Raw genomic sequence first — 23476 nt, forward strand, 5'->3', positions numbered from 1 at the left:
AAAATTTAGTGTGCTTTATGCTTACCTTCTAGCACTTCTTCAATAAATTTAGCGTTAAAAGCATCTAAATCTTCTGGGCTGCGGCTGGTCACTAAACCTCTGTCTACACACACTTCCTCATTTACCCAGTTTGCGCCTGCATTCATTAAATCGCTTTTAATACTTGGGAAAGAAGTAATTGTGCGGTCACGTAACTTATTAATTTCTGCCAGTAACCATGGTGCATGACAGATTGCAGCAACTGGTTTGTTTTTTTCTGCACCAAAAAAGCCGTCTATAAAGGCTTTTGCGTGTTTGTCTTGACGAAGGCTGTCTGGATTAAATAACCCACCGGGTAACATCAACGCATCGTAATCAGCTGAGTTTGTATTGGTGACGAGTTTATCTACTGATATTTTTTCGCCCCATTTATCTTCATTCCACCCAGTTATTTGACCTTCTTTGATAGAGACGATCTCTATTTCTGCACCCGCATTTAATAATGCATCACGAGGAGAAAACAATTCACTTTGTTCAAAACCGTCAGTGGCTAAAATGGCAATTTTTTTACCTTTTAGGGGCGTACGCGTTTGTAATGTATTCATTTGGCTCTCCTTATAAATTAATTAAGTGTTTAACGCACTAAACAATAAGCAGGACGGATGCCAGATTTAAATCATTGAAAATTATATTAAATTTTAATTTATGATATAACCCCATGTAAATTATTTATAATTAATGAATAATCTACATGACGTTAAAAGAGCGTTGCTCTAGATAGTACAAATAAAAAGGTAAGTAGAAGTGAAGTATTAAAGGCGATCTTTAAGAGCTTTAGCTGGTTTAAAAACGGCCTTGTTAGCCCCTTCTATTTCGATTGTCTCGCCCGTTTGTGGATTGCGCCCAGTACGTGCCGGATAATAGCTAAGTGCAAACGTACCAAATCCATTAATTTGCACCTGATCACCTTCAGATAACGATTTAGTAATCACTTTTTGAATACTTGTAAGAGCGGCTTGTGAATCTTTTTTAGTAAGTTCGCTGTGTTTTGCCATTTCGGCAATAAGTTGAGTTTTGTTCATATAAGGCTCCTAAATACACGTAAACAATGAATACGCTTAGCGTGGGAATATAATGATGAATAAATAAAGCCACGCAGGCTAAGGCTTACAGGGCTTTAAGTCAACCTTGTAGTTACCAAGTGTTATGTGGTAAAAACGCTGTAATTTATTTTTGTATAATTTAGGTAGTATATGCACGCATTAATTGAATACATTCCACTTATACTGTTTTTTGCAGTGTTTAAGCTTGTAGATATTTACTGGGCAACAGCTTTATTAATTGCAACATCGCTTATTCAAGTCATATATAGCTATTACAAGCATGGGAAAGTACCCACCCGCCAGTGGATCTTCTTTTCTATTGCCGCCGTGTTTGGCACCTTAACGCTTGTGTTTCATGATGAGCAATTTGTAAAGTGGAAAGCCACTATTATATACGCGGGTTTCAGCATTATGCTGCTTGTGAGTCGTTACATACTCAATAAAAACTTAGTAAAAAAGGCACTAACCGCTATTTTAGAAAACGCAAATGACACAGATAAAAAAATAACCGTGCCAGAGCCATTATGGGATAAATTAAACTTAATGTGGGTAGCTATTACCGCGGGTATTGCAGCACTTAACATATACATAGCGTATAACTTTTCACTCGACTTTTGGGTAAACTTTAAAGTTTTTGGCTTGATGGCTATTACATTTGTAAGCATTTTTGCCACAATTATTGCCCTTTATAAATACCTCCCTGATGATGACGAAGCTGTAAACTAGTTTTCGTCATAAAAATGTCGTCTTAGCTTGTTAGTTTATAAAAAAACAGCCTGAGACGACCTTGAACGCTAATCAATACCGCTGGTTTGAATTTACCCTCATATTTATCTTTTTACCGCTAGTAGGCTTTAGCTTACGCAGCCATTTAGCAAATTGGCTTTTCCCTGCGCTTATAATATTAATGAGCGTATGTTGCATGCTTTTGTTGAGCGACCCACACTTTAAACGCTTCAGGCTTACCAGCCTTGGACAGTTTTCTGCTGTAAAAAATCGTCTGTTTAGTTTCTTTTTATTAGGCGCCGTTTTCTCTGGTATGTTTTACGGGATCATCCATCAAGAAAACTGGTTTGCCCTCCCTCGTAATTCTTTTAATGATTGGCTGCTTTTGTTACTGCTATACCCCGTGTTGTCGGTTATCCCTCAAGAGCTAATATTCAGAACCTATTTTTTTCATCGTTATAAACACATTATGCCTAAAAAAAGTATGCGAATTATTGTAAGTGCCACTGTGTTTGCACTGGCTCATATAGTTTATGCAAATTTGATTGCGGTATGTTTAGCTTTTTTAGGTGGGTTGTTATTTTCGTATACTTACGCTCAAAGCCGCTCAACCTTTGTATGTGTTATTGAGCATAGCTTGTGGGGAATTTGGATGTTTACTCTAGGTATTGGGAGTTATTTAGACTCAGGTGCTTTAACCTAAATGTTAGGCACAAAAAACCGCGGCAAGCGCGGCTTTTTATACTTTACATTTTAAAAGCCAAATAACTTTAAACCAAAGAACTTGGTAGCAACCGTGTTTATAAATATCACGGCTAAAATAAATGGGATAAACGTTGAAAGAGAAAAGTTAACGTATTTCTCCATCATGCTGCCTTCGTAGCTAGGTGAACCTTGGCTTAGTTCCTGTGTTAAACGCGCTTTTTTCCATCGGTACATTACAAACAAACACACCATTAAGCCATTAAGAGGTAAAATAGTGTCGTAGAATACATCAACTACAATATCAAAAAAGCTCTTACTGGCACCGCCATAGCTGGTAAACGACGTTAAACTGTCAACCATACCAAACGACATAGTACATATAATTGTAAGCACGCCTGTGCTAAGCGTTAGTATACCTAAAGCTTTTTTACGACTAATACCTTTACGATCACTCAATGTTGCCGTTGGTACTTCTACAATTGAAACCAAAGACGTTATTGCTGCAAAAAATACAAGTAAAAAGAATGAAAAGGCGACAACTGAAGCCCCTACATAGCCAATATCGTTTTGTAATGCTAATAAAATTTTAGGTAAATAAACAAAAATCATTGATACAGACGAGTCTGATAACGACTCCGGGTTAGTATTTGGGTCAAAACTAAATATAGCGGGTAAAACCATAAGGCCGGCAACAAACGCGACTAGTGAGTCTGTAATAGCCACCATTTTTGCACTACTAACTATGTCGTCTTTCTTAGAAATATAAGACGCATAGGTCATTAAAATACCCATACCTAGCGATAAAGAGAAGAACGCTTGACTCAATGCACCATTTAATACGCTAGCACTCATTTTTGAAAAGTCAGGAATTACGTAATACTCAACGCCTGCCAATGCGTTATCTAGCGTTAAAACATACGCTACCAAAGCTAACAGCATTACTAACAATGCTGGCATTAATACTTTAGCCGCTTTTTCTATGCCCTGTTTTACACCGCCGAGTAAAATAAGGTTAACAATAACAACCACCACTGCCATATAAGCAAATACTGTGTAGCTGTTAATAAATGTCCCAAAATGGGCTGGGTCGGCTAACGCATCTAAGTTACCCATGCCCGCCTGTATCAAGTAGCCAAATATCCACACTGTAATTACCATATAAAAAACGGCAATCATAAATGGAGTTAAAACGGCTAAAAATCCCGCAAATTTCCATTTTTTATCGTTATTTGCTAAAAGCTTGTATGAACCGAGCGGATCTTTTTGAGCATTTCTGCCCATGGCCATTTCTGCCATCATCACGGGTAAACAAATAAACACGACAAATAGAGCGTAAATTAATAAAAATGCGCCGCCACCGTTTTTAGTCGCAGAAACGGGAAAACCCACTAAATTACCAATACCAACGGCAGAACCAGCTGCAGCCAGTATAAATCCGAGACGGGAGCTAAATCGCTCTCTATTATCGCTCATGTATAAAACCTTTTTATTATTTTGAGTATCTGAGCGACTCTACCAGTGTTATACAGCGGTTTTCAAGCAATTAGCGTTAAAAATAAAATCCAACTGTAAACCTAAGTGTATACGCTTTTAGTTAGCCAAATTTGAGCTCTGTGGTACTATTTGCATAATTAAATTTAACAACTTAAGTGAGAATCTATTATGTTGTACATGATTTACTCAACAGACGTTGAAAACAGCCTTGAATTACGAAAAGCCGCACGTCCAGCGCACTTAGAACGCTTAAAAGAGCTTGATGCACAAAACAGGCTACTTACCGCCGGCCCTTTCCCTGCGGTTGATAATGAAGACCCTCAAGATGCCGGTTTTACTGGCTCAGTTATTATTGCAGAGTTTGATTCGCTAGAAGCTGCGCGTGAATGGGCAACTAATGATCCTTACGTTTCAGGTGGCGTATACGTAAATACAATTGTTAAACCATTCAAAAAAGTGTTTCCAGTTTAAATAACAGCGTGTTGTTACAAGCCAACCTGTAATTCAGGATTTGTTCACACGTTTTTAATTAAAATTACTAATGTAATTACGGATTTAACGTTTTTACTTGAATTTTAGTAACTTAGTTAATTAAACTAAGGTTATCTGGTCTAGGAGTTTCTGTTATGCGCGTATTGTTAAGCCTCATTTTTATTGCTTGTGTTAGCTTTGCTAGCAACAGCCAAGCTTCGGCTACGCCCACTAAAAAGGTTAATCAACCGGTGGATAAAAAGAAAGCGGTAATACTTGCAAAACAAAGCATTGGCGGTAAAACGCTAAAGATAACTGAAAAACCAGAGTTTTATACCGTACGAATACTCAAATCTGACGGCCACGTCGTTGATTTACATATTAATAAAAAAACCGGCGAAGTGAAAAAGGATTAAAAAATGCGAATTTTAGTTATTGAAGACGATCTACATTTAGCAGACAACCTACGAAATGCATTAGAGAAAGAACGCTACAGCGTGGATCTATGTCACGATGGTGAAGCTGGTTTATTTCATATTACGGAATACCCTTTGGACATGGCTGTGGTTGATTTGGGTTTACCTAAAATTGACGGAATTGAGTTAATTAACAAAGCACGTGCCCAAGGCGTGACAATTCCAATTTTAATTTTAACAGCCCGTGATCGCTGGCAAGATAAAGTTGAAGGGCTAGATGCCGGTGCAGACGACTATTTAACAAAGCCATTTCATGTTGAAGAATTAGCAGCGCGTTGTAACGCACTTATTCGCCGCAGTGCAGGTAAAGCTAACCCTGAAATGACAGCAGGACCTATAAAAATACACACCCGTTCGCAACAAGTTTGGGTCGATGACAAAGAGTTAAGCCTAACGGCTTATGAGTATAAAGTACTTGAATACTTAATGGTAAACCCACAAAAGGTTATTTCTAAGTCAGAACTCACTGAGCATATTTACGATCAGGATTTCGACCTTGATTCGAATGTAATTGAAGTGTTTGTTTTACGCCTACGTAAAAAGTTAGACCCAGAAGGCACCCTCAACCCAGTTGAAACGTTACGTGGCCGTGGTTACAGGCTAAAAAGTCAGTGGTAGGACCGCAAGTATCACTAAAAATAAGGCAAGGATTTATCCTTGTCTTTGTTTTATTGGTGGCACTGCCTATTTTGTTTTACTCAATTGGCAAAGCCTATTATGCCTCTTTGGTCGATGCCACAGAAAAAACGCTAGAAGCTCAACTCTATTCTCTCATATCTGAGGTAGACTTCACTGAACATGGCATAATCATGCCAAGCACTATATTAGCGCCTGAGCTTAACAGATTAAACTCTGACACTTACGCAATGATTTACCGAGATGAAGAGCCAATTTGGCATTCGGAGTCGGCGGTTAATGTCGACTTTGCACCTCAACAAATAGAAACCAAAGCCGGTGCTGCTGACTTTAGGCGCGTAGAATACAAAAATACGGTTTATTGGCAGCTTAGTTTAACCGTAATATTAAATAACATTGATCAGTCCGAGCAGGCTCGGTTCATTTTAGTAAAGCGTAACGACGCTCTACTTCGCTTAATGGATGGGTTTAAACAAACACTTGTTGAGTGGATGTTTGTTATGGGTATTGCCATAACAATTTTAATGGCTATTGGTTTTATTTGGAGCGCTCGCCCACTTCAGCGCTTAGATAAAGAAATAAAAGCCATTGAATCTGGTGATATACAAGAAATTAAAGGCCTTTATCCGATTGAACTACAAACCATAAAAGCCGACTTAAACTTGTTACTTGAATCTCAGCAACGACAAAAAGAACGCTACAGAGCATCGCTCAGCGATTTAGCGCACGCACTTAAAACCCCACTTGCTGTTCTTAAATCAAGCCCGCTTGCAAATGATGCTGACGCACAAGAACAGTTAGACCGTATAAATGTGATGATCGAACACCAATTAAAGCGTGCAGCTACTGGCGCATCAGATACGTGGAAAAAACAAACCCCTATAAAACCAGTTATCGACTCAATACTTAGTGCAATGGCTAAAGTTTATCGCGACAAAGATATTATTTTTGATTGTATAGTTTCTGATAAAGACTACTTTTTAGGTGACCAAACCGATTTAATGGAGTTATTAGGCAACTTAATTGATAACGCCTGTAAAGCGTGTCGTTCTCAAGTAACGGTACAAGTGGTGCAAAGTAAAACATTATGTATAGGTATAAGTGATGACGGCCCGGGTGTGCCAGAAGATAAGCGCGAATCATTACTTAAACGCGGTACACGCTTAGATACATACCAAAGTGGGCATGGTGTTGGCATGGCCATTGTCTCGGACTTGGTTACATCTTACCACGGCACACTGACAATCACTGAAGCCGACAAGCTAGGCGGCGCACAATTTATATTAGAGTTTAATTACCATGATAAAAAATAACACGTATGCAAACTTGTTTTCGTTTTTTCTCCTTATAATAAGTGGCAGTGCTTATTCTAATGCTGTGTGCCAATTGGTTGATAAGCCAACTATGAATGAATCTAAGCGTTACATACAATGCCTTGACACCCAGCTCGATAAAGCCAAACAAGAGCAAGGGACTTGGATACAAAAACGTAAGTACGAACTCGTCCAATCTGAAGAAGCAACGGGTAATACCCAAGTACTGCAGTTATTTATGCGCAGTATAAAAAATAACGAGAAGTACATTGAAAGCGCCTGCCAGTGGCGCTACATATTAAAACTTCCTAATGCAAAAGCAGCCGCTATCAGCTACAAGCACTGTGAAATTCAGTTAGTAAATCAGTTTACAGAATCCTTAAAACAACCTTTTTAAACCACGTGTAAATAACACGACTAGCTCGCATACTCACTTGACAATAGTGCACACACAAAACAAACTACCTACTAGTAGATTGTTAAACTTAAAAAGGTAACTAATGGCCAAGCCTATAATAATTATTGGTGGCGGACTTGCAGGGCTTTATGCTGCAACAAAATTGCATGAACGTAATATTGCGTTTTTATTATTAGAAGCCAAACCATTTTTAGGTGGGCGTGTTTATTGTGAAAATTCAATAAAAAATGAAAATGTTGGGTTTGATCTTGGTCCGACGTGGATCTTTCCTCATCAACCAAAAATTCAATCATTGGTCAAATCGCTCAACTTATCGATATTTGAGCAATACAATCATGGTGATGTGTTATACCAAACGCCTAATCAGGCAGTTCAACAAATTGCAGGCGCTGGCGAAATGCAATTGTTTAGGCTAAAACATGGCATGAACACATTAATCAAGGCACTCTATAAACAGCTACCTGCAAAGCATATATTGTTAAATCATTGCGTAACAGAACTCAAAAAAAGTAATGATAACTGGCAGTTAACAGTTAATAACAATGGTAAAATACAGCAGTTTGAAACAAACACCGTGCTCACTGCCCTGCCTCCTCGAATGATCACCCAATATTTAACACCTAATCTTTGGGCAAGTGAGAGGCTTATAAATCGTTTGACTACTACGCCCACTTGGATGGCAGGACAAGCTAAATTTGTGGCCACATTCGATTACGCCTTTTGGCGAGAACGCAATTTATCTGGGCAATGCTTTAGCCGAGTCGGACCCATGGTTGAAATACATGATGCAAGTGCAGAACACAATAAGCATGCTGCCTTATTTGGCTTTATCGGCGTGCCATATTCCACTCGCAGTAAAGTTACCAAAGCACAATTAATAGAGGCTTGTATTAACCAGCTAATCTATTTTTACGGCGAAGCCGCTAGAAACCCCACACATTGTTTTATAAAAGATTGGGCTGAGGATGAATTTATTGCCAATAACGACGATAAAACACAACCCTCACAACACCCTGATTTCCATTTAGGTGAACTAACAAGTGAGCTAAGAGATTTAAATATTCACTTAGTCGGAAGTGAATTTGCAAACAAAGAAGCAGGTTATTTAGAGGGAGCACTTAACGCTGTTGATGACGCATTAAGTGCTATATAGCAATTCAAATGGGTTATATTGGCTATAAATGCTGAAGGTTAACGCATCGCGCTATCTTCACCACTGCCTAATAATGTAGCAACCCATTTACCTTCTATGCTTGTTTCAAGGCCTATTTTAACAATCATTGTTAATGGAACAGATAAAAGCATACCTACTGTACCAAGTAGCCACCCCCAAAATATTAAAGATAAAAATACAACAAGGGTTGATAGGCCAAGCCCTTTACCTAAAAATTTAGGCTCTACAATGTTGCCCATCACCGTGTTTATTGTTAAGTAACCCGCCGCTACCATACCGGCAATTAGAGGACCTTGAGTTATTAAGGCAAGTAACACGGCAGGCACAGCCGCAATAATTGACCCAATATTCGGAATGTAATTAAACATAAATGCTAAAACACCCCATAATATAAAGTAGTCAACATTTAGAACCCACAAGTAAACAGACACAATAATACCGGTAGCTAAACTCACGAGTGTTTTTATAGCCAAGTAAGAATTAATTGATTCTAAAAATCGGTCAATTTGCTTCATTTTACTGTCGGGATCTTCAAGAGCCATGTGTATTTTATTGCTTAGCAGAGGGCCTTCAAACAGCATAAAAATAACCGTTAAGATTATTAAAAACATGTTTGCCATTACGCCACCAAGCCCTGTCAGCATGTTAGTTGCTACATCAACCATTTTGCCTGGGTCAAACATCGAAATGAGTTGTTCTTTATTAATTAAAATATTGTACTGGGAGGCGAGGTCTACAAGCCAAATAAACTCTTCTTTGAGTTGGGCTTTATATTCAGGAAGCTGCTGTGAAAAATCATTAATGGACTGGCCAACTAAGCCACCTAAGCTGACTCCAAGCCCAACAATAATTAGCACCACAAGCATCACTGCAATGCCTTTAGGAATTTTATAACGTGCAAAAAATTTAATTAGTGGATTACAAATAATGGCAATAAATGCTGCTAATATGAAAGGAATAACAATGACACTTGCTGATTTGATCCCTGCCAATACCACTACTAAAGCAGCAAAAACAATTAAGCTTTTATTTACACCCGTTAAACCTGCCACTTTATTCATCCTTTTATTTGTAATAAGGCCACAGTGTAAGGCAAAACCTAATGAAATGAAATAATTACAAAGTGATCATAACCCTTGTTACTTCGTATTAAGGATAGAAACTACATGCTAGTGAGTACAAATTAAAAACGCTTGCTACAATTATAATTTGAGGATTCAATATGCATATATTTGTTACAGGTGCTACTGGGCTAATTGGCCAACATTTATGTCCTTTTTTAGAGCACCACAACACGGTTACCGTGCTTAGCCGTAATGCCACAAAAGCAAATGTATTATTGGGTCATAAAATTAAAGCAGTCGCTGACATAAGCGCTGTTGATTTTAATACAGTTGACGTTGTTATTAATTTAGCCGGTGAGCCAATCGTTAATAAACGTTGGAGCGATAAACAGAAGCAAATTATACGTGACAGCCGCATTAATATAACGCAGCAAATTAGCCACGCTATTGCAGCAAGTACTAACCCTCCACACACGTTTATATCAGGCAGTGCTATTGGCTACTATGGACGCCAAAGCAACAAGCGCATAGATGAAAACTTTACAGATCCCCACAATGAGTTTAGTCATCAGCTGTGTAAAGACTGGGAAGACGCAGCATTAAAAGCAGAGTCTGAAAAAACACGAGTCTGCCTATTACGAACCGGTATTGTATTAGCTAAAAAAGGCGGCGCATTAAGCAAGATGCTTCCCGCATTTAAATTGTGTTTAGGCGGGCCAATTGGTGACGGAGAGCAAGGTATGTCGTGGATACATATAGACGATATGACACAGCTAATTTTATATATTATGAAACACCCTGAAATTTCGGGGCCAATTAACGCCGTAGCACCAAACCCAGTTAGTAACTCAGAGTTTAGTAAACGCTTGGGTAATGCATTATCGCGTCCTGCTTTTATGCCCATGCCTGCATTTGTATTGAAAGTATTAATGGGTGAAATGTCTGACTTACTCACTACCGGGCAATTTGTAGTGCCAACCAAAGCACAAAAGCATAACTATCGTTTTCATTACGAGAACCTTAAATCGGCCTTAGACAGCTTGGTTTAGCTGGCGTTAATTATCTTCTGCGTATACTCTATTCAGTTACAATATGGGTAACTACTACTATTTACCCATATTGACCTTTCATGATTAATACATAATACTTAAGTTAGTCAGACACAATTACCTAATAAAAGCGAAAATGAATGCTGCACCTGCCTACTGTGATTGGTCTCTCTTTTATACTTAACCTACTAATTGGGTTGTTCTTTTTATCTGTTCATAATTACAAAAAACAATCTGCTTTTTTAATTTTTGGTTTAGCGTGCATTGCATTTTCATTTGCTGAACTACTCGCATGTTTAAAACTAATACTTAATTTTCCTTTTATTACGAGTTATTTAGCGAATATTTTTATAATACTCAGCCCATTTTTAATTATTCTGGGACTACATAAATACAAATACAGCAAACCTTTAAACTTACGCCCTATTTACTATTTGCTACTTTTTAGCGCTGTAATTTTATTATCAGTGTACCCTTACTCCGCGGCACAAATGGTAACGAGCTTTATTATTGCAGGGTTATACTTATTTTCTGCTTACATCATTAGCACTATGAGCTTTGTTGCAACCTTACAAAAAAAGGCATTAATTACCTGCTTTTTAATCCATAGTTTGCTTATGTTTGTTCAAACAGTGCTGCTTGCTTTACCTATTTTAAGCCTAAGCGATACAACCTATTTAGAACCATTAGAGCTCATTTTAAGCAGTCATTTAATTTTAGCCACTTGCAGTGCATTATTACTCCCTTACTTATTAGCATCTAATGCGGAACATACGCTTGCCAGCATTGCTAATACCGACGTTTTAAGTCAACTATTTAACCGCCGTGGTTTTTTTATAAAAGGAAAAAACGCGTTAAGTTTACCTCTTTACCAAAACAAAAATATTTCACTTATTTTGCTCGATATTGATTTTTTCAAACGCGTTAACGATACCTATGGCCACGAGGCCGGCGATCAAGCCATAAAGTGGATCGCTCAGCATGTAAAATCACAATTTTTAAATGAAGAAATATCAGCCAGAATCGGCGGCGAAGAATTTGCCATTTTGTTGCCCAACTGCTCATTAAGTGATGCCAGAAATAATGCCGAAAAACTACGCGAAAGCATAAGCTGTTATCCATTTTATTACGAGGGGCACGATATAAATTTATCGGTGAGTGCAGGCGTCAGTAGCACAATAAACGGCGAGCAGACTATAAAAGAGTTACTAGCGAACGCCGATAAACGACTCTACCTTGCTAAAGAAACGGGCCGTGACAAAGTGGTAACCTACGATGAAAAAAGCTTACTTTTACAAGCTTAATTTGAAAAAGTCTTAACTTGATCTGCCAGATTCGATTTGTACAGTTGGATTAAATCTGACAGTGAATAGCCGATTTGTGCCAAGAGCAGACATTGGTAACTGCCGCGTAGTTTTGATGTCCTAGGGAGCCTGCGAGCGCCTTGATGCGTTTGTTATATGCCAAACTCTCTCAATTTTCTATCTAGAACCAGTCCAATATCAGCTAAAATGCCATCATGCTCGTAGTCAAGAAAAATTCTCACATCGTCGCGATCACCATTGGCATCAACTCTTGGTATGCAAAAGCCACGTGAGCACTCATTAGGGTTTACTACATCTCTCTCTTCACTACCATAGTATGAGTGAACATAGTGAATATTTGGCATTGATATATCCATCATGACTAAATGATCGTTTCCCCTTGGAGCATCAACACTCCTATGAGCAGAGTATTTCATTCTCAAAGGAATAATTTTAAGAATATTAGGCATTTCTGAGTCAACCACTTTTATGAAATCAGATTTAAAAAAGTAATAGATTTGACCTAATCTGTTCAGATACGCAACTACCTCATGAAACCAAAAAGGTTGCTCCCTCACTTTTGTCTGCGCCATATAGTTATCAAAGTGGTATTCCAGTCCCTGAACCATAGTTTTAACACCAGAAACCTGCTTGTAGTGCACTTCATAATCTTTTAATTGATCGAGTTTGTGAAGAATGCTGTTGATCATGAACCACTCCCTGAGTTTCCCTTGGCATATAACACTTTATAAGAGAACATCTTACCTATTTTAGCGCGAAAACGTCCTTATTTTATGAACTTATATTAATAGCAAATAATGAAAACTATTTGTAGCTATAAATATTATTCTTTCTGTGGCATATATAAACATGTAAAAAAGAGGAACGTTTCCTCTTATTCTGACTAAGTTAATGACGACTCACCTGACTGACCGCTTATCGCTCTTTGCCGAAGTTCAACTAAGTGCCATGAGCAGACTTTCAAGCGTAACTCGTTTCTGCCCCAAAACGAGTTTAGGCGACGGTCGCAAATGAGCGATAAGCGATCATTGAGATTGGATAAATTTTAAAAATAACCAATATAGCTTATAAATACAGAAATCCAGACGAATGAACTTATTAATAGCGCAATTAATACTGCTGCGGAGCCTAAATCTTTAGCGAGACCTGACAATGGATGAATCTCTAAGCCAACTCTGTCTATTGTTGCTTCTATTGCTGTATTAACAACCTCTGCGAATATCACAAATAAAACAGAGATTAGTAGCATGACCTTTTCGTAAATACCTATCTGCCAAATCGAAATAATAATTAGCGATAAAGCGAGTAAAAAAAGCTCTTGTTTAAAAGCAGCTTCATTTTTAGCAAGCCATTTAAATGCACGCTGTGAATTTTTAAAAGCTAAAACTACTCGATTAATACCTGACGGCTTATTTGCACTATCAAATTGCATTGGAAACTCTCTTTATAGACTTAGGGCCTTACAGGCGTTAAAAATATCGTATTCAGGTTGGTATTGACTGCTGCTTACTTGAGTTAAGCCAAGTAAAGTGTCAAAAATATTGTCGTGTGAAAATACTTTTGAGCGTTGTAACTCAATACAATGATTAAATTTAGAGTTAGCGAGTTTATTACTCCAAAAAATCATTGGAATATGGGTTTGCTCGCTTGGTGCTAATGCATATGGAAACCCGTGAAGGTATAAACCTTTCTCACCAAGTGACTCACCATGATCTGACACATATAGGAGTGACTTCTTCGTTTCGTTACTTGTTTGTAATACTTTTATCAACTGGCTCAACACCTTGTCTGTGTATGCGATAGTATTATCATATGTGTTTGTTAGTTCAGTTGTACTACAGTTCTGAATATCGCTTCGAGAGCAATCAGGTTTAAACAAACTTTCGTGTTCAGGGTAACGACGATAATAAGTTGGTCCATGTGAGCCTATCATATGCAGAACAACCAATTTATGTTTAGCGTTACTAGTCGCTATCTTGTCTGCTAGTTTCGTAACTAATATTTCATCAAAACAGTAATGACCATCACATAACGGATGTTCTTTATTTGGCTCAATGTTGTCTGATTTAATGCGAGCACACACTCCTTTACAGCTGCTGTTATTATCAATCCATGTTACTTCAACACCACTACGCTGAATAATGTCTAGAGCATTTTCTTGACTACTAGCAAGCCGAGAATCATATTCTTTGCGGTTCAGTCGTGAAAACATACAGGGGACTGAAATAGCCGTCGCCGTTCCACACGATGAAACATCACTAAAATACTTTACGCCTAACTTGGGAGTATAAGTATTCGTTGCTCTACTATAGCCTTGTAGTGAAAAGTTAGCCGCCCGAGCTGTTTCCCCGACAACCATTACAGTTAGCGAGGTGCTCGTTTTATTTTTTAAAGTGGGCAAATTATCGAGTACCTTGAAAGGTAATGGTGGATAAAAGTAATTATCCCTCAGGTATTTATAACTTGCTGTATAGAATGCAAACGGGGTGATATAACTTGTTAGCTGTCGGTTGTTGCGGCCAACAGAAGCGTACTCTTTATAAAAGGGTACAGCGATTAAGGCACAACAGAGCAAAGCTGATAGATTTAGCTTCATAAAACTTTTTAAACGTACTCTAAAACTCCCAATAATTGTGAACTTGGAAAATAAGTAAGTAGGTACAACCCCCAATAAAAAAGTAAATAACACAAGCTGAAAGTTTAAGTATGAAAATGCTTCACCTGAATTTGTTTCAACAATATTTTGTAACATGCTCTTGTCAAAAATAACGCCATAATTAAGTGTTGAATAAAACAACAATGAGCAAACTAAAACACTAAATAGAAGTATAGGTTTAACAAAAGTAATTAAGGACAACCAACTTAAAACTAAAACAGTCAATGAGAAAAGCAATAAAGGGACAGACGCGATAAAAAGCCAATTTATATGCCCTGACTGTGTTGCAGCCATAAAAGTATTGTATAAAAACAAGCCATTAAATGTGATAACGATATACATTGAAACTAAGCAAACAAATTGGCTGTAACTTGCTTGCCAAGACGTAATACAAAATCTTTTAAAAGGAATTTTCATAGTTATTCCTTATCACTACTTTTATCAGCTAAACGATAAAGCTGCTCGGTGTAAGCTAAGTTGCTAAATAACACATGAGCTAGTGCTTTTTCAGCCAACGTTTGATCAACGTTTAGCTGTTCATTTTTTTCTTGTATTTTGGTTTGTTTGTTATAGCGCCAATAGCTGGTTTGTTGATTTGGCATTAGGATGACAGCGCGATCATTTTCTAGGTATGCAAAATTGTCGTAGTACTGCATCATTGCGCGTTCAACTGGATAACTTTTAGTCAGATCAAAGCCCAGCATAGGGGTTGCTTGGTCAATTCCTAAAAGTGACATCAAAGTAACAGGTAGATCAATTTGACTAACGAGTCTTGGATCGCGTTTACTTTTCATATCGCTGTTTAAAATAACAGCTGGTATATGAAAAGACTTCAAAGGGACAGGTTCAGAGCCAAAAACACGCACATCATGGTCTGCCACAACCAAAAATACGGTGTTTTCCCAGTACGACTGTGTTTTTGCTTTATTTATAAATTTCCCTAGTGCGTAATCGGCATACTTAATTGCAAGATCACGCTTATAGTTTTCAGGGTTATGTCCTTTGGGTAGCGATACTTTGCCTTGTGGTATATCAAACGGATCGTGATTACTAGAAGTAAATACAAGACTAAAAAATGGCTCTGTCGAATTACTTAATTTAGTCAGTTCTTTATCTGCTTGATTGAATAAGTCCTCATCACTTACCCCCCAAGAGGAGATAAACTGGGGATTTTCAATATGGTTGATGTCAACAATATCGTTAAACCCGTTTCCTAGAAAAAAGCTTTTCATATTGTCAAAATGGCTTTCACCGCCGTAGATAAACTGTGTTTTGTAACCTTCTTGACTCAATACATCCGCTAGTGAAAAAAAGTTATGCTGCGATTTAGATAGTTTAACTACTGAGCGAGATGGTGATGGTGTAAAACCTGTGGTAATTGCTTCAATACCTCTTACGGAGCGCGTGCCCGTAGCATAAAGGTTGTCAAACCCCCATCCTTGTTGATATAGCTTATCAAGTTCAGGCGTAATATCTAACCCACCAAGTTCTCCAACAAATCGGGCACCTAAACTTTCCTCAAGTATTATAACTAAGTTTTTTTTAACACCAGACACAAAAGGCTTGTTGTGCGCCAAGGTTGGAATATTTCCAGCGACAAACTGTTTTCGATAAGAAGCCTTTTTGACCGTATCTATAATTTTTTGACGAGACATTGTGCCATACAAATTACTGGCACTTTTTTCGTTACCCATGTTTTTCAGCGCAAACGCAACACTGTAAGTGGAGTTAAGAACAAGTGAGTTTATTAGTGAATCTTGAGAAAAATAGACTAATGCAGGGTTAAGCGGTCGGTGATTTAATGTACCTCTAGCAGCAAATAAGCAGATTATTAAAGCAGCCATTAGAATGGGTAAATTGGATGCTTTTTTCAGTGACGGTGGTTGTGTGAATGCTCTGCATAAAAGGCGATAGCTATAAACGCTTGTTAACGAGGCCAAAAGCAATGTACTTAGCATTGCAAAAAGATGGCCATGCACTAACATTGAGAAGATTTCTTGTGGGTAATCAAGGTATTCAATATATAATCGGTTAGGCCTTACATCATATTGATTGATGAATGCAGGTGTTGATGCTTCAACAATAACAACTACAGTTACAACGCAGCTACCGTAAAGTGTAAAAATACGCTGAAAAAGCTCTGTTTTAGGGCGTGCAACTACATGCAGTATCAGTATAAAAACCCCAATAGTTGCTAAGTATCCAATGCTACTTAAGTCTATTCTGATTGCTCCTGATATGATCGGCCAAATATCACCATCATTTAATCTTGAATGTTGCCAAAACAATAAAGCAATGCGGGAAGTTATAAAGATTGATATCAATATAATAGTAAAACGCAACAAGGGTTTTAAAACGGAAGTATTTGCTGTCATAGTTGTGCTCGATCTTAATAATTGCAGCAATACTAAAAACCGAAACTTAAGAATTCCTGAGTCTAAACTTAATATTGGCTAAACTATGGAAACTTAAGCAAGTCTTAAGTAAAACTTAAGCTATATGGCGTAACCTAATGATGAAGATGCATTTCAGGTGAATGAGTAACACATGAAGTTATTAATAATTGAAGATTCAGCGTCACTAAGGCGTAGTTTACGAATTGGCTTAGCAAATCTAGGCTTTGCGGTTGATGACACCGGTGATGGTGCACAAGGGCTGAGTATGGCGATGACAGGTGAGTATGAGCTTATAATACTTGATATTATGTTACCGAGTATCGATGGTATTACTTTATTGCAAACCATAAGAACCAAACAGCTTGATTCTAAAGTCTTAATTTTGTCAGCTAAGCAAGAACCTGAAGACCGTGTTTTAGGGCTTTTAACTGGAGCGGATGATTACCTTACTAAACCCTTTTCATTTGATGAGCTCCACGCTCGACTATTAAATTTAATGCGCCGTGGTGGATTGAAGATGATGAGCGATATCATAACTATTGATAATTTAGCACTGAATTTACAGTTAAAACTGCTAAAAGTGGCTGACAATGTTATTGACTTAACACCCAACGAGTACAAAATTGTCGAATGTTTATTTAGCAATCAAAATAAAGTGTTTAGTGCTGAGAAGCTAAGTACCTACCTTGCAGGGCAATATGATTTGATATCAAAGAACTCGATTGAAGCTCATTTATCATCTGCTCGCAAAAAAGTAAGAGTTGCAGGAGGGGAGCTGCCAATTCAGACCAAGCGTGGTTTTGGTTACATTGTACAAGGACAATAATGAAATCTATTCGCAGTAAATTAGTTGTTACACTCTCGGTAACTATAACAGGCTTTGTTTTATGCATTTTGTTAGCAACCGACATTGCTGTTGATAGTTGGATAGACAATGAGTTTGATCGCAGCCTGCAATCCAAAGCAGGTATGTTAATGACCTTAGTACATAAAACTGATGAAGGTTTTTCGTTTAGTTTTTCTAGTGAGTTTATGCCCGAGTTCGCAGGGGAAATAGAGCCTGAGTACTTTCAAATATGGAGCAAAGAAGGCACTTTCACTCGCTCCAAAAGTTTAGATTTATTTGAGGTTAAAAACTTACCATTTGAAGACTTGGAGATTGGCGAATCAAAAATACGCCCTTTACAATTACCTGATGGCCGAGGTGGTCGAGTGTTTTATAGTCGTTTTATACCACAAGGAAAAGACAATACATCAGAAGATACATATAAAAAAACAAATGATGAGCCACTGACTTTAGCTTATGCAGCGTCTTCTGAGGAAGTTGATTTTGTACTTTGGTTGATTGACGTTATTTTTATAGTCACCACAATTACAGTTATTGTATTTATTCGATTATTTGTCAGGAAGGCGATAGATACATCACTTGCGCCATTAATTAAACTCAACCAAGATATCAGTCAGTTAAGTATTACCAGTGAAGGCTCACAGATATTTATACAAGAGCCAGTTAAAGAGCTCTTGCCTATTGTTGAAAGCTTAAATGCTTTTATTAAAGAGAATAGACAACTTTACCTAAGGGAAAAGCGACTTACATCCGATATTGCCCATGAAATAAAAACGCCCATTGCCGAACTTATAAATATGGCAGAAGTTGCTATCAGGTTTCCAAATGAGACTGAGCTCAATGAGGATTTTAAGCCTGAAGCGTTGAAAATAAGTTTACGGCTTAAAAATATCGTGTCGAACTTATTGCTATTACATAAATACAGTAATGGTAAGCTAATCAAACAAGATGCTTGTGATTTAAATCAAGTCATTACCAGAGTCTTAGAAAACACTGATTTATCGCGTGTAAATTTGGAGTTGAATGAGAATGCACCAGCAATTATAAGCAACTTGTTTGCCCTCGAATCAATTATTAGCAATTTAGTTAACAACGCTAAACAATACAGCCCACTAAATTCAAAAATTTTAGTCTCCACGAAGGCTGCAAAAGAAAAACGTTTAATACTATCAGTTAGTAACTCCCTTATTGAACCTTTGAATGATAACGATATCGACCAATTATTTGACCCTTTATGGCAAAAAGACACTTCAAGAACATCGAATGATAACTTTGGATTGGGGTTATCAATCGCTAAAACGCTTAGTAAAGCAATTGATGCGCAATTAAGTGCAGAAGTTAGTGACAGAAAAATCACATTCTCTTTAGCCTTAAACACTGATTAGTTTATTTAGCCCTACATAGAAATAAAGGCTGGGGAATGCAATTATGTGATGAGGCTCCTAAATACTTAATTGTACTGGTAGCTATCAAACAATCAACTCCGCTTTTGCGGCTTAGCAGGGTGTTGTTATCACTATACATTTTACAGATCCGTCCTTCGGCTCTAACTCGTTTTTGTCCAAAAACGAGTTTACCCGACCGTCTGCTCCTCGCTCATACCCGAATTCTTTTGTAGCGGGCTAAGCTTAAAACTCCATAAACACCGGAGTACAACTAATGCACCAGTTAACAATATATCAGCCTATAGAGCCTTCGAATAAAAATAAGTTTGTAGGACAAAAGTTACCTCTGAAATTAAAGCAAATATGGGCTATCCGAATACGACTAGAACTTTTTCATAAAAAAAAGATCTAGCACTATTTAACCTAGCCATAGATAGCAAACTAAGAGGGTGTGATTTAGTTTCACTAAAAGTTAACGACATCGCACATGGTAAAACAATTCAATCAAGGGCAATAGTCGTTCAAAAAAAGACTGGTATGCCCGTTCAATTTGAAATTACTGGGAATACAAGGAAATCAATTGTGGCGCTCATAGAGCAATTTACTCTCAACTCTTATGATTACTTGTTTAAGTCATGAATTCATTCCTCAGAACACCTTTCAACTCGTCAATATGGACGTATAGTTGATTCTTGGGTCACCTCAATTGGGTTAGATAAGACTCAATATGGCACTCATTCTATGAGACGTAATAAACCATCACTAATTTACAAAAAGACTAAAAATTTAAGAGCCTGCCAGCTTCTACTTGGCCATAGAAAACTAGAGAGCACTGTCAGGTACTTGGGAATAGAAGTTGATGATGCGTTAGAGGTATCAGAACAGATCGATGCTTAAGTTTGAACCAATGCCAGACCTGAAGTAAGCGTCTGGCATTGGTTTCTAAAAAATGTTAATCCACGCTACTTTGTTCTAAGAAAATTATAATGAAGCTGTATCAATATTGATTTGATAAGGCTTACTGACAAATTCAGCCATTTTTATACACTCCTTAACTGCAAACCCTCGTCCTTTGTAGTTTGCGAAAGCAATATGAGTATTATCAGTTAACACTGCATATAATCTATAGTCATGTGTGTAGCCTTTTCTAGGTATAGCTTTAAAACCTTTAATATCTGATAATTTATAAACACGTTTAAAAATAGTATATAAACTACTCGACTTTAATTCCAAGGTTTGTTTTGCGAGATCAAAACGACATACATAGCCACCAAACGAACCACTCCACCCTAGCCAGCATATAAACCCAGATACCCATATCGGTAATGATTTTGCTTCATCAGAATTAAACACATTAATTAGCCCGATAAATAAAAAGAAACCACACAACAAAACTAGCAATAATCTAGTTAACCTTGGTTGTCGATAAATAGCTAGCTCACTAGATAGTTCTTTAAAATACATTACAGCACTCCGTATTTAACTAAGCCGGCAATGGCTGTAAAAACAAAAAATGGCAGGGATAGTTTTATTAGCGATTTGCGATCCCATATTTCAATGAAAACAAGATCTTCACTATTAAAATCTTCATCTTCCAGGTGAGAGGTTGAATTAGCTTTTTGAGAATCATGAGAATCATGAGTAACTTGAGGTGAGTTATATAATTCACTTTGAGCAAACCTTATCGGTGTTTTATTAGGCCAATCCGATATGGTTTCAACAGCAGTAGTATTATATTTCGTATATAAAAACGAAATGAACATCTTAGCATCTGTATACTGTTTAAATTCATATAACTGATCAACAAACTTAATTTGATAAGGGCCTTGCGCGCCTATACTACTTAATTCAAATGATAGTGTATCAAACGGTACAACAATTTTACTTTTTTGAAAGTAACCCCATAATGCGGTTTTTAAATTAAGCTGTTTTTCTGTCCCGTTAAACTCTAAGCGGCTCTTTCGACCAAAAAGCAATATTGATATACTTAAAAAGAAGCTTGCAGAAATAGCGAAGAAAATACTTTCCCCTCCTTCGCTTGTTACTGTCATCACAATGCTAGTAATTCCAGGAATAAGCATAATAAACGCAAAAATTTTGCTTGTCATTTCGCGTCTTGAGGGCATTGTTGTATTACCACTTTGATCTGTTTTGAGAACTTTTTTTACAAGCTTGGATAGATTGTTATATTCCATTACTTCAACCTTAAAAATTAATTATTACCTTATTTACATTAACAAAAAGTAGCTAAGTAAACCTTATCTCACGATACTTATATCGCTCCTTATACAGGAGCAAAATTACTATTTACAATACAACAGTTAATTCAAGTCAGAAAATCTTAAATGCATTTGATATAAAAAGATGACCGTCTGCTCCTCGCTCTTTGCCGAAGTTCGGCTCAGTGCCAGAAGCGGACGCTGAGCATCTTTATCATGCTCATTGCAAGACGCGCCACCAAGTTCCTTTATAGTTCATTTTCCTGTGCTTGCATTACTGACATTACTTTTGCCAATACACTTGGAATACCAGTACCTTTGAGATATTCAACACTTATTGGGCGACTGGTAAGTTCATAAAATAGTTCATGAAATGGACTTTGTTTTTCAATGATGACAGAAGGTAGCTCATAGCCATCATCGTTAAACTGATCAGCTGTAATATCAATAATGTAATCTTGGCATACTAGCCATGCATGTGTCTGGTTTGAGTTATCCCCTAACCCATGCCCACAAACATAGTCACTTTCTAGACTGTGATGCTTCAATAAATATATGCCAAGTAAATCAGTAGCATCTCCACAGCAGCCAGCAGGAAAGCCTGATGAAAAATAAAAGCTAGTCATACTATGAAAGTCAGCCTTTTCAAATCGAGCTAGAATCTCTCGAATTTGATAGATCTTTTTTTCTATATTTTTATTCAATCGAAACTCCAAATTTCACTTGCGTTAAATAACTCGCCTTAAGCACTGTGTAATAGTTGACAAAATCTAAAGCGAAACGAAACCGAGCCAACAAATACGAATTCTACTTTAAGGTCTTGTTATGTAACGTTGGCAAACGCCTTTTCTAATACGACATTTACACTGCCAGCGTGGCAACTGATAACACCAGTTATAAAGTGCGAATGCCCATTATCAGCTTCAAATTTATAGGAGTTATCAAAATCCAAGTATTCATCACCAGTTAATTCAAGTTCAGTGTTAGATATTGCTTCATAAAGCTTTACCATAAAATTGAAAACACATGGATTTATATTAACAACTTCACCATACCACCCCAAAGTAGATCTAATAATAGGTTCTTCGCTGACTCGATATTTTTTGGGGATAGTTTCAATGGATTTATCTACCAATTCTGATGGAACCAAACACAAGTACAATAAATCAGTTGTAATCGGTGGTAACTCTTGTACTGGAATTAGTCTCAACTCATTTAACAACTCCTCTTGATGATGAAATACATTGCGCAGTGCTTTCAGTGCAATAAATTCATCCATATCAAAGAAATTAAACAGTTTAGCTTTTGTTAACTTGTCATTAAGGCTATGAATTGCATTTAATAAATTGAATAAAGTATCTAAATCAGGGGAAATGCAATGTGAATGATACAACCTAAATACTCTTTCACTTGCAGGTACAATTACATTCATTGATACACCTTAAAATTGAGTTACATAATGCCTAAATCAGGTGCGCCCTAGGCGTCACCTGGATTTACTTGTTAGCTTCCTGCATGATTTCACCAAATGTTAGAAACTGCCTGATTGTAGGAAAATCCCACTCATTTAGCCCTAAAGACATCAGGTGCTTAAGGGCTCCATCTTCAGGACAATCGCTGAACTCATCTGGGTATGTACTGACAAACCAACTCCAGAAGACCTTTGCTTCGAGAGGAATTTCACCCGAAATATTTTGAAGCATTAGTATTGCATCAAGCATGAAATCAGATGTAAATCTCTCAATTGGAGCGATATTTATCTTTCCTTCAGGATCTTTATCTGCATGTTTGAAAAAATTATAAGGTTCATTGACAGTTCTTACATGCTTCCTGAATTCCTCTCTCGTCATGCCTTTTGGGTTCTTGACTACACTTACTATTCCTTGCTCTTTGCCCACATCAATTAACACCTGATGAGCAGATGCAATAACAGTATGAATCACTACAAAATCACGTAACTCAAAAAACAGAGTCACTGCTTCAGTAATCTGTCGTCTAGCAACTTCTATCTTGTCAATCCAAATTGGTTGCATGTTACTC

25 protein-coding genes and 1 pseudogene are annotated in these 23476 nt (G+C 37.3%); 13 read left to right on the forward strand and 13 right to left on the reverse strand.

The features are described from left to right. Positions 1 to 5: 5 nt before the first annotated feature. Positions 6 to 584 carry a type 1 glutamine amidotransferase domain-containing protein gene (locus ATS72_RS04830; protein WP_058429019.1) on the reverse strand — a complete coding sequence of 193 codons (579 nt, stop codon included), beginning with the start codon at positions 582 to 584 and terminating at the stop codon, positions 6 to 8. Positions 585 to 791: 207 nt separating this feature from the next. Continuing rightward, positions 792 to 1061, reverse strand: coding sequence for an HU family DNA-binding protein (locus ATS72_RS04835; protein ID WP_006792217.1), 270 nt, complete (start codon positions 1059 to 1061; stop codon positions 792 to 794). Positions 1062 to 1232: 171 nt separating this feature from the next. Here ATS72_RS04835 and ispZ point away from each other — a divergent pair, with 171 nt between their 5' ends. Together ispZ and ATS72_RS04845 are read left to right on the forward strand one after the other, a co-directional pair. Further along, a complete protein-coding gene (gene ispZ / locus ATS72_RS04840) occupies positions 1233 to 1808 on the forward strand; it encodes a septation protein IspZ (RefSeq protein WP_039036836.1) in 576 nt (191 codons plus the stop codon). A 61-nt stretch (positions 1809 to 1869) separates the two neighbouring features. After that, on the forward strand, positions 1870 to 2511 hold the full coding sequence (locus ATS72_RS04845; protein WP_058429020.1) for a CPBP family intramembrane glutamic endopeptidase: 642 nt from the start codon (positions 1870 to 1872) through the stop codon (positions 2509 to 2511). Between the two features lie 50 nt (positions 2512 to 2561). Here ATS72_RS04845 and ATS72_RS04850 read toward each other — a convergent pair whose 3' ends face one another. Then, the gene (locus ATS72_RS04850; RefSeq protein ID WP_058429021.1) at positions 2562 to 3986 is read right to left on the reverse strand and encodes a sodium-dependent transporter; all 1425 of its coding nucleotides are present in this window, start codon (positions 3984 to 3986) and stop codon (positions 2562 to 2564) included. A 189-nt stretch (positions 3987 to 4175) separates the two neighbouring features. Here ATS72_RS04850 and ATS72_RS04855 point away from each other — a divergent pair, with 189 nt between their 5' ends. From ATS72_RS04855 to ATS72_RS04880, 6 genes are all read left to right on the forward strand, one after another. Next, positions 4176 to 4478, forward strand: coding sequence for a YciI family protein (locus ATS72_RS04855; protein ID WP_058429022.1), 303 nt, complete (start codon positions 4176 to 4178; stop codon positions 4476 to 4478). Between the two features lie 155 nt (positions 4479 to 4633). Continuing rightward, the gene (locus ATS72_RS04860; protein ID WP_010557520.1) at positions 4634 to 4894 is read left to right on the forward strand and encodes a PepSY domain-containing protein; all 261 of its coding nucleotides are present in this window, start codon (positions 4634 to 4636) and stop codon (positions 4892 to 4894) included. Positions 4895 to 4897: 3 nt separating this feature from the next. Beyond that, positions 4898 to 5572, forward strand: coding sequence for a response regulator transcription factor (locus ATS72_RS04865; RefSeq protein WP_008127723.1), 675 nt, complete (start codon positions 4898 to 4900; stop codon positions 5570 to 5572). Continuing rightward, positions 5566 to 6903 (forward strand): ATP-binding protein, encoded by a 1338-nt coding sequence (locus tag ATS72_RS04870; protein WP_058429023.1) that lies wholly within the window; start codon positions 5566 to 5568, stop codon positions 6901 to 6903. The genes ATS72_RS04865 and ATS72_RS04870 overlap by 7 nt, the downstream gene beginning before the upstream one ends. Further along, entirely contained in the window at positions 6890 to 7300 is a 411-nt protein-coding gene (locus ATS72_RS04875; RefSeq protein ID WP_006792225.1) for a hypothetical protein, read from the forward strand. Before ATS72_RS04870 ends, ATS72_RS04875 begins: the two co-directional genes overlap by 14 nt. Positions 7301 to 7403: 103 nt before the next feature. Further along, positions 7404 to 8474 (forward strand): flavin monoamine oxidase family protein, encoded by a 1071-nt coding sequence (locus ATS72_RS04880; protein ID WP_058429024.1) that lies wholly within the window; start codon positions 7404 to 7406, stop codon positions 8472 to 8474. 38 nt (positions 8475 to 8512) lie between these two features. Here the strand turns inward: ATS72_RS04880 and ATS72_RS04885 are convergent, their stop codons facing one another. Continuing rightward, on the reverse strand, positions 8513 to 9547 hold the full coding sequence (locus tag ATS72_RS04885; RefSeq protein ID WP_008127717.1) for an AI-2E family transporter: 1035 nt from the start codon (positions 9545 to 9547) through the stop codon (positions 8513 to 8515). Between the two features lie 170 nt (positions 9548 to 9717). On the opposite strand from ATS72_RS04885, the gene ATS72_RS04890 reads away from it, so the two are divergent. Both ATS72_RS04890 and ATS72_RS04895 read left to right on the forward strand, forming a co-directional pair. Continuing rightward, positions 9718 to 10608, forward strand: coding sequence for a TIGR01777 family oxidoreductase (locus tag ATS72_RS04890; RefSeq protein WP_058429025.1), 891 nt, complete (start codon positions 9718 to 9720; stop codon positions 10606 to 10608). Between the two features lie 140 nt (positions 10609 to 10748). Then, positions 10749 to 11912 carry a GGDEF domain-containing protein gene (locus tag ATS72_RS04895; RefSeq protein ID WP_058429026.1) on the forward strand — a complete coding sequence of 388 codons (1164 nt, stop codon included), beginning with the start codon at positions 10749 to 10751 and terminating at the stop codon, positions 11910 to 11912. Between the two features lie 152 nt (positions 11913 to 12064). Here ATS72_RS04895 and ATS72_RS04900 read toward each other — a convergent pair whose 3' ends face one another. The 4 genes from ATS72_RS04900 to ATS72_RS04915 all read right to left on the reverse strand — a co-directional run bounded on the left by ATS72_RS04900 (position 12065) and on the right by ATS72_RS04915 (position 16964). After that, positions 12065 to 12622, reverse strand: coding sequence for a hypothetical protein (locus ATS72_RS04900; RefSeq protein WP_039036690.1), 558 nt, complete (start codon positions 12620 to 12622; stop codon positions 12065 to 12067). A gap of 356 nt (positions 12623 to 12978) precedes the next feature. Continuing rightward, entirely contained in the window at positions 12979 to 13365 is a 387-nt protein-coding gene (locus ATS72_RS04905; protein WP_024599461.1) for a diacylglycerol kinase, read from the reverse strand. Positions 13366 to 13377: 12 nt separating this feature from the next. Then, complete coding sequence (locus tag ATS72_RS04910; RefSeq protein WP_058429027.1) at positions 13378 to 15006, reverse strand: phosphoethanolamine transferase; 1629 nt, start codon at positions 15004 to 15006, stop codon at positions 13378 to 13380. A gap of 2 nt (positions 15007 to 15008) precedes the next feature. Then, positions 15009 to 16964 carry an LTA synthase family protein gene (locus ATS72_RS04915; RefSeq protein WP_058429028.1) on the reverse strand — a complete coding sequence of 652 codons (1956 nt, stop codon included), beginning with the start codon at positions 16962 to 16964 and terminating at the stop codon, positions 15009 to 15011. Between the two features lie 172 nt (positions 16965 to 17136). Between ATS72_RS04915 and ATS72_RS04920 the strand changes: the two genes are divergently transcribed. The 3 genes and pseudogenes from ATS72_RS04920 (at position 17137) to ATS72_RS18915 (ending at position 20114) form a co-directional block, all read left to right on the forward strand. Continuing rightward, positions 17137 to 17811, forward strand: coding sequence for a response regulator transcription factor (locus ATS72_RS04920; protein WP_058429029.1), 675 nt, complete (start codon positions 17137 to 17139; stop codon positions 17809 to 17811). Then, complete coding sequence (locus ATS72_RS04925; protein ID WP_058429030.1) at positions 17811 to 19217, forward strand: sensor histidine kinase; 1407 nt, start codon at positions 17811 to 17813, stop codon at positions 19215 to 19217. Before ATS72_RS04920 ends, ATS72_RS04925 begins: the two co-directional genes overlap by 1 nt. 274 nt (positions 19218 to 19491) lie before the next feature. Continuing rightward, positions 19492 to 20114: pseudogene (locus tag ATS72_RS18915) on the forward strand (tyrosine-type recombinase/integrase). Positions 20115 to 20198: 84 nt separating this feature from the next. Here the strand turns inward: ATS72_RS18915 and ATS72_RS04935 are convergent. The 5 genes from ATS72_RS04935 to ATS72_RS04955 all read right to left on the reverse strand — a co-directional run bounded on the left by ATS72_RS04935 (position 20199) and on the right by ATS72_RS04955 (position 23469). After that, on the reverse strand, positions 20199 to 20681 hold the full coding sequence (locus ATS72_RS04935) for a hypothetical protein (protein ID WP_010388418.1): 483 nt from the start codon (positions 20679 to 20681) through the stop codon (positions 20199 to 20201). Continuing rightward, positions 20681 to 21412, reverse strand: a complete 732-nt coding sequence (locus ATS72_RS04940) for a hypothetical protein (RefSeq protein WP_058429032.1) — start codon at positions 21410 to 21412, stop codon at positions 20681 to 20683. Before ATS72_RS04940 ends, ATS72_RS04935 begins: the two co-directional genes overlap by 1 nt. 272 nt (positions 21413 to 21684) lie before the next feature. Beyond that, positions 21685 to 22062, reverse strand: a complete 378-nt coding sequence (locus tag ATS72_RS04945; RefSeq protein ID WP_235591570.1) for a hypothetical protein — start codon at positions 22060 to 22062, stop codon at positions 21685 to 21687. Positions 22063 to 22259: 197 nt separating this feature from the next. Next, entirely contained in the window at positions 22260 to 22868 is a 609-nt protein-coding gene (locus ATS72_RS04950; protein ID WP_058429034.1) for a hypothetical protein, read from the reverse strand. Positions 22869 to 22932: 64 nt separating this feature from the next. Further along, positions 22933 to 23469: a hypothetical protein gene (locus ATS72_RS04955; RefSeq protein WP_024598540.1), complete on the reverse strand. Its 537-nt coding sequence runs from the start codon at positions 23467 to 23469 to the stop codon at positions 22933 to 22935. Positions 23470 to 23476: the final 7 nt, after the last annotated feature.

The organism is Pseudoalteromonas sp. 13-15 (assembly GCF_001468205.2).
Classification (GTDB): domain Bacteria; phylum Pseudomonadota; class Gammaproteobacteria; order Enterobacterales; family Alteromonadaceae; genus Pseudoalteromonas; species Pseudoalteromonas marina.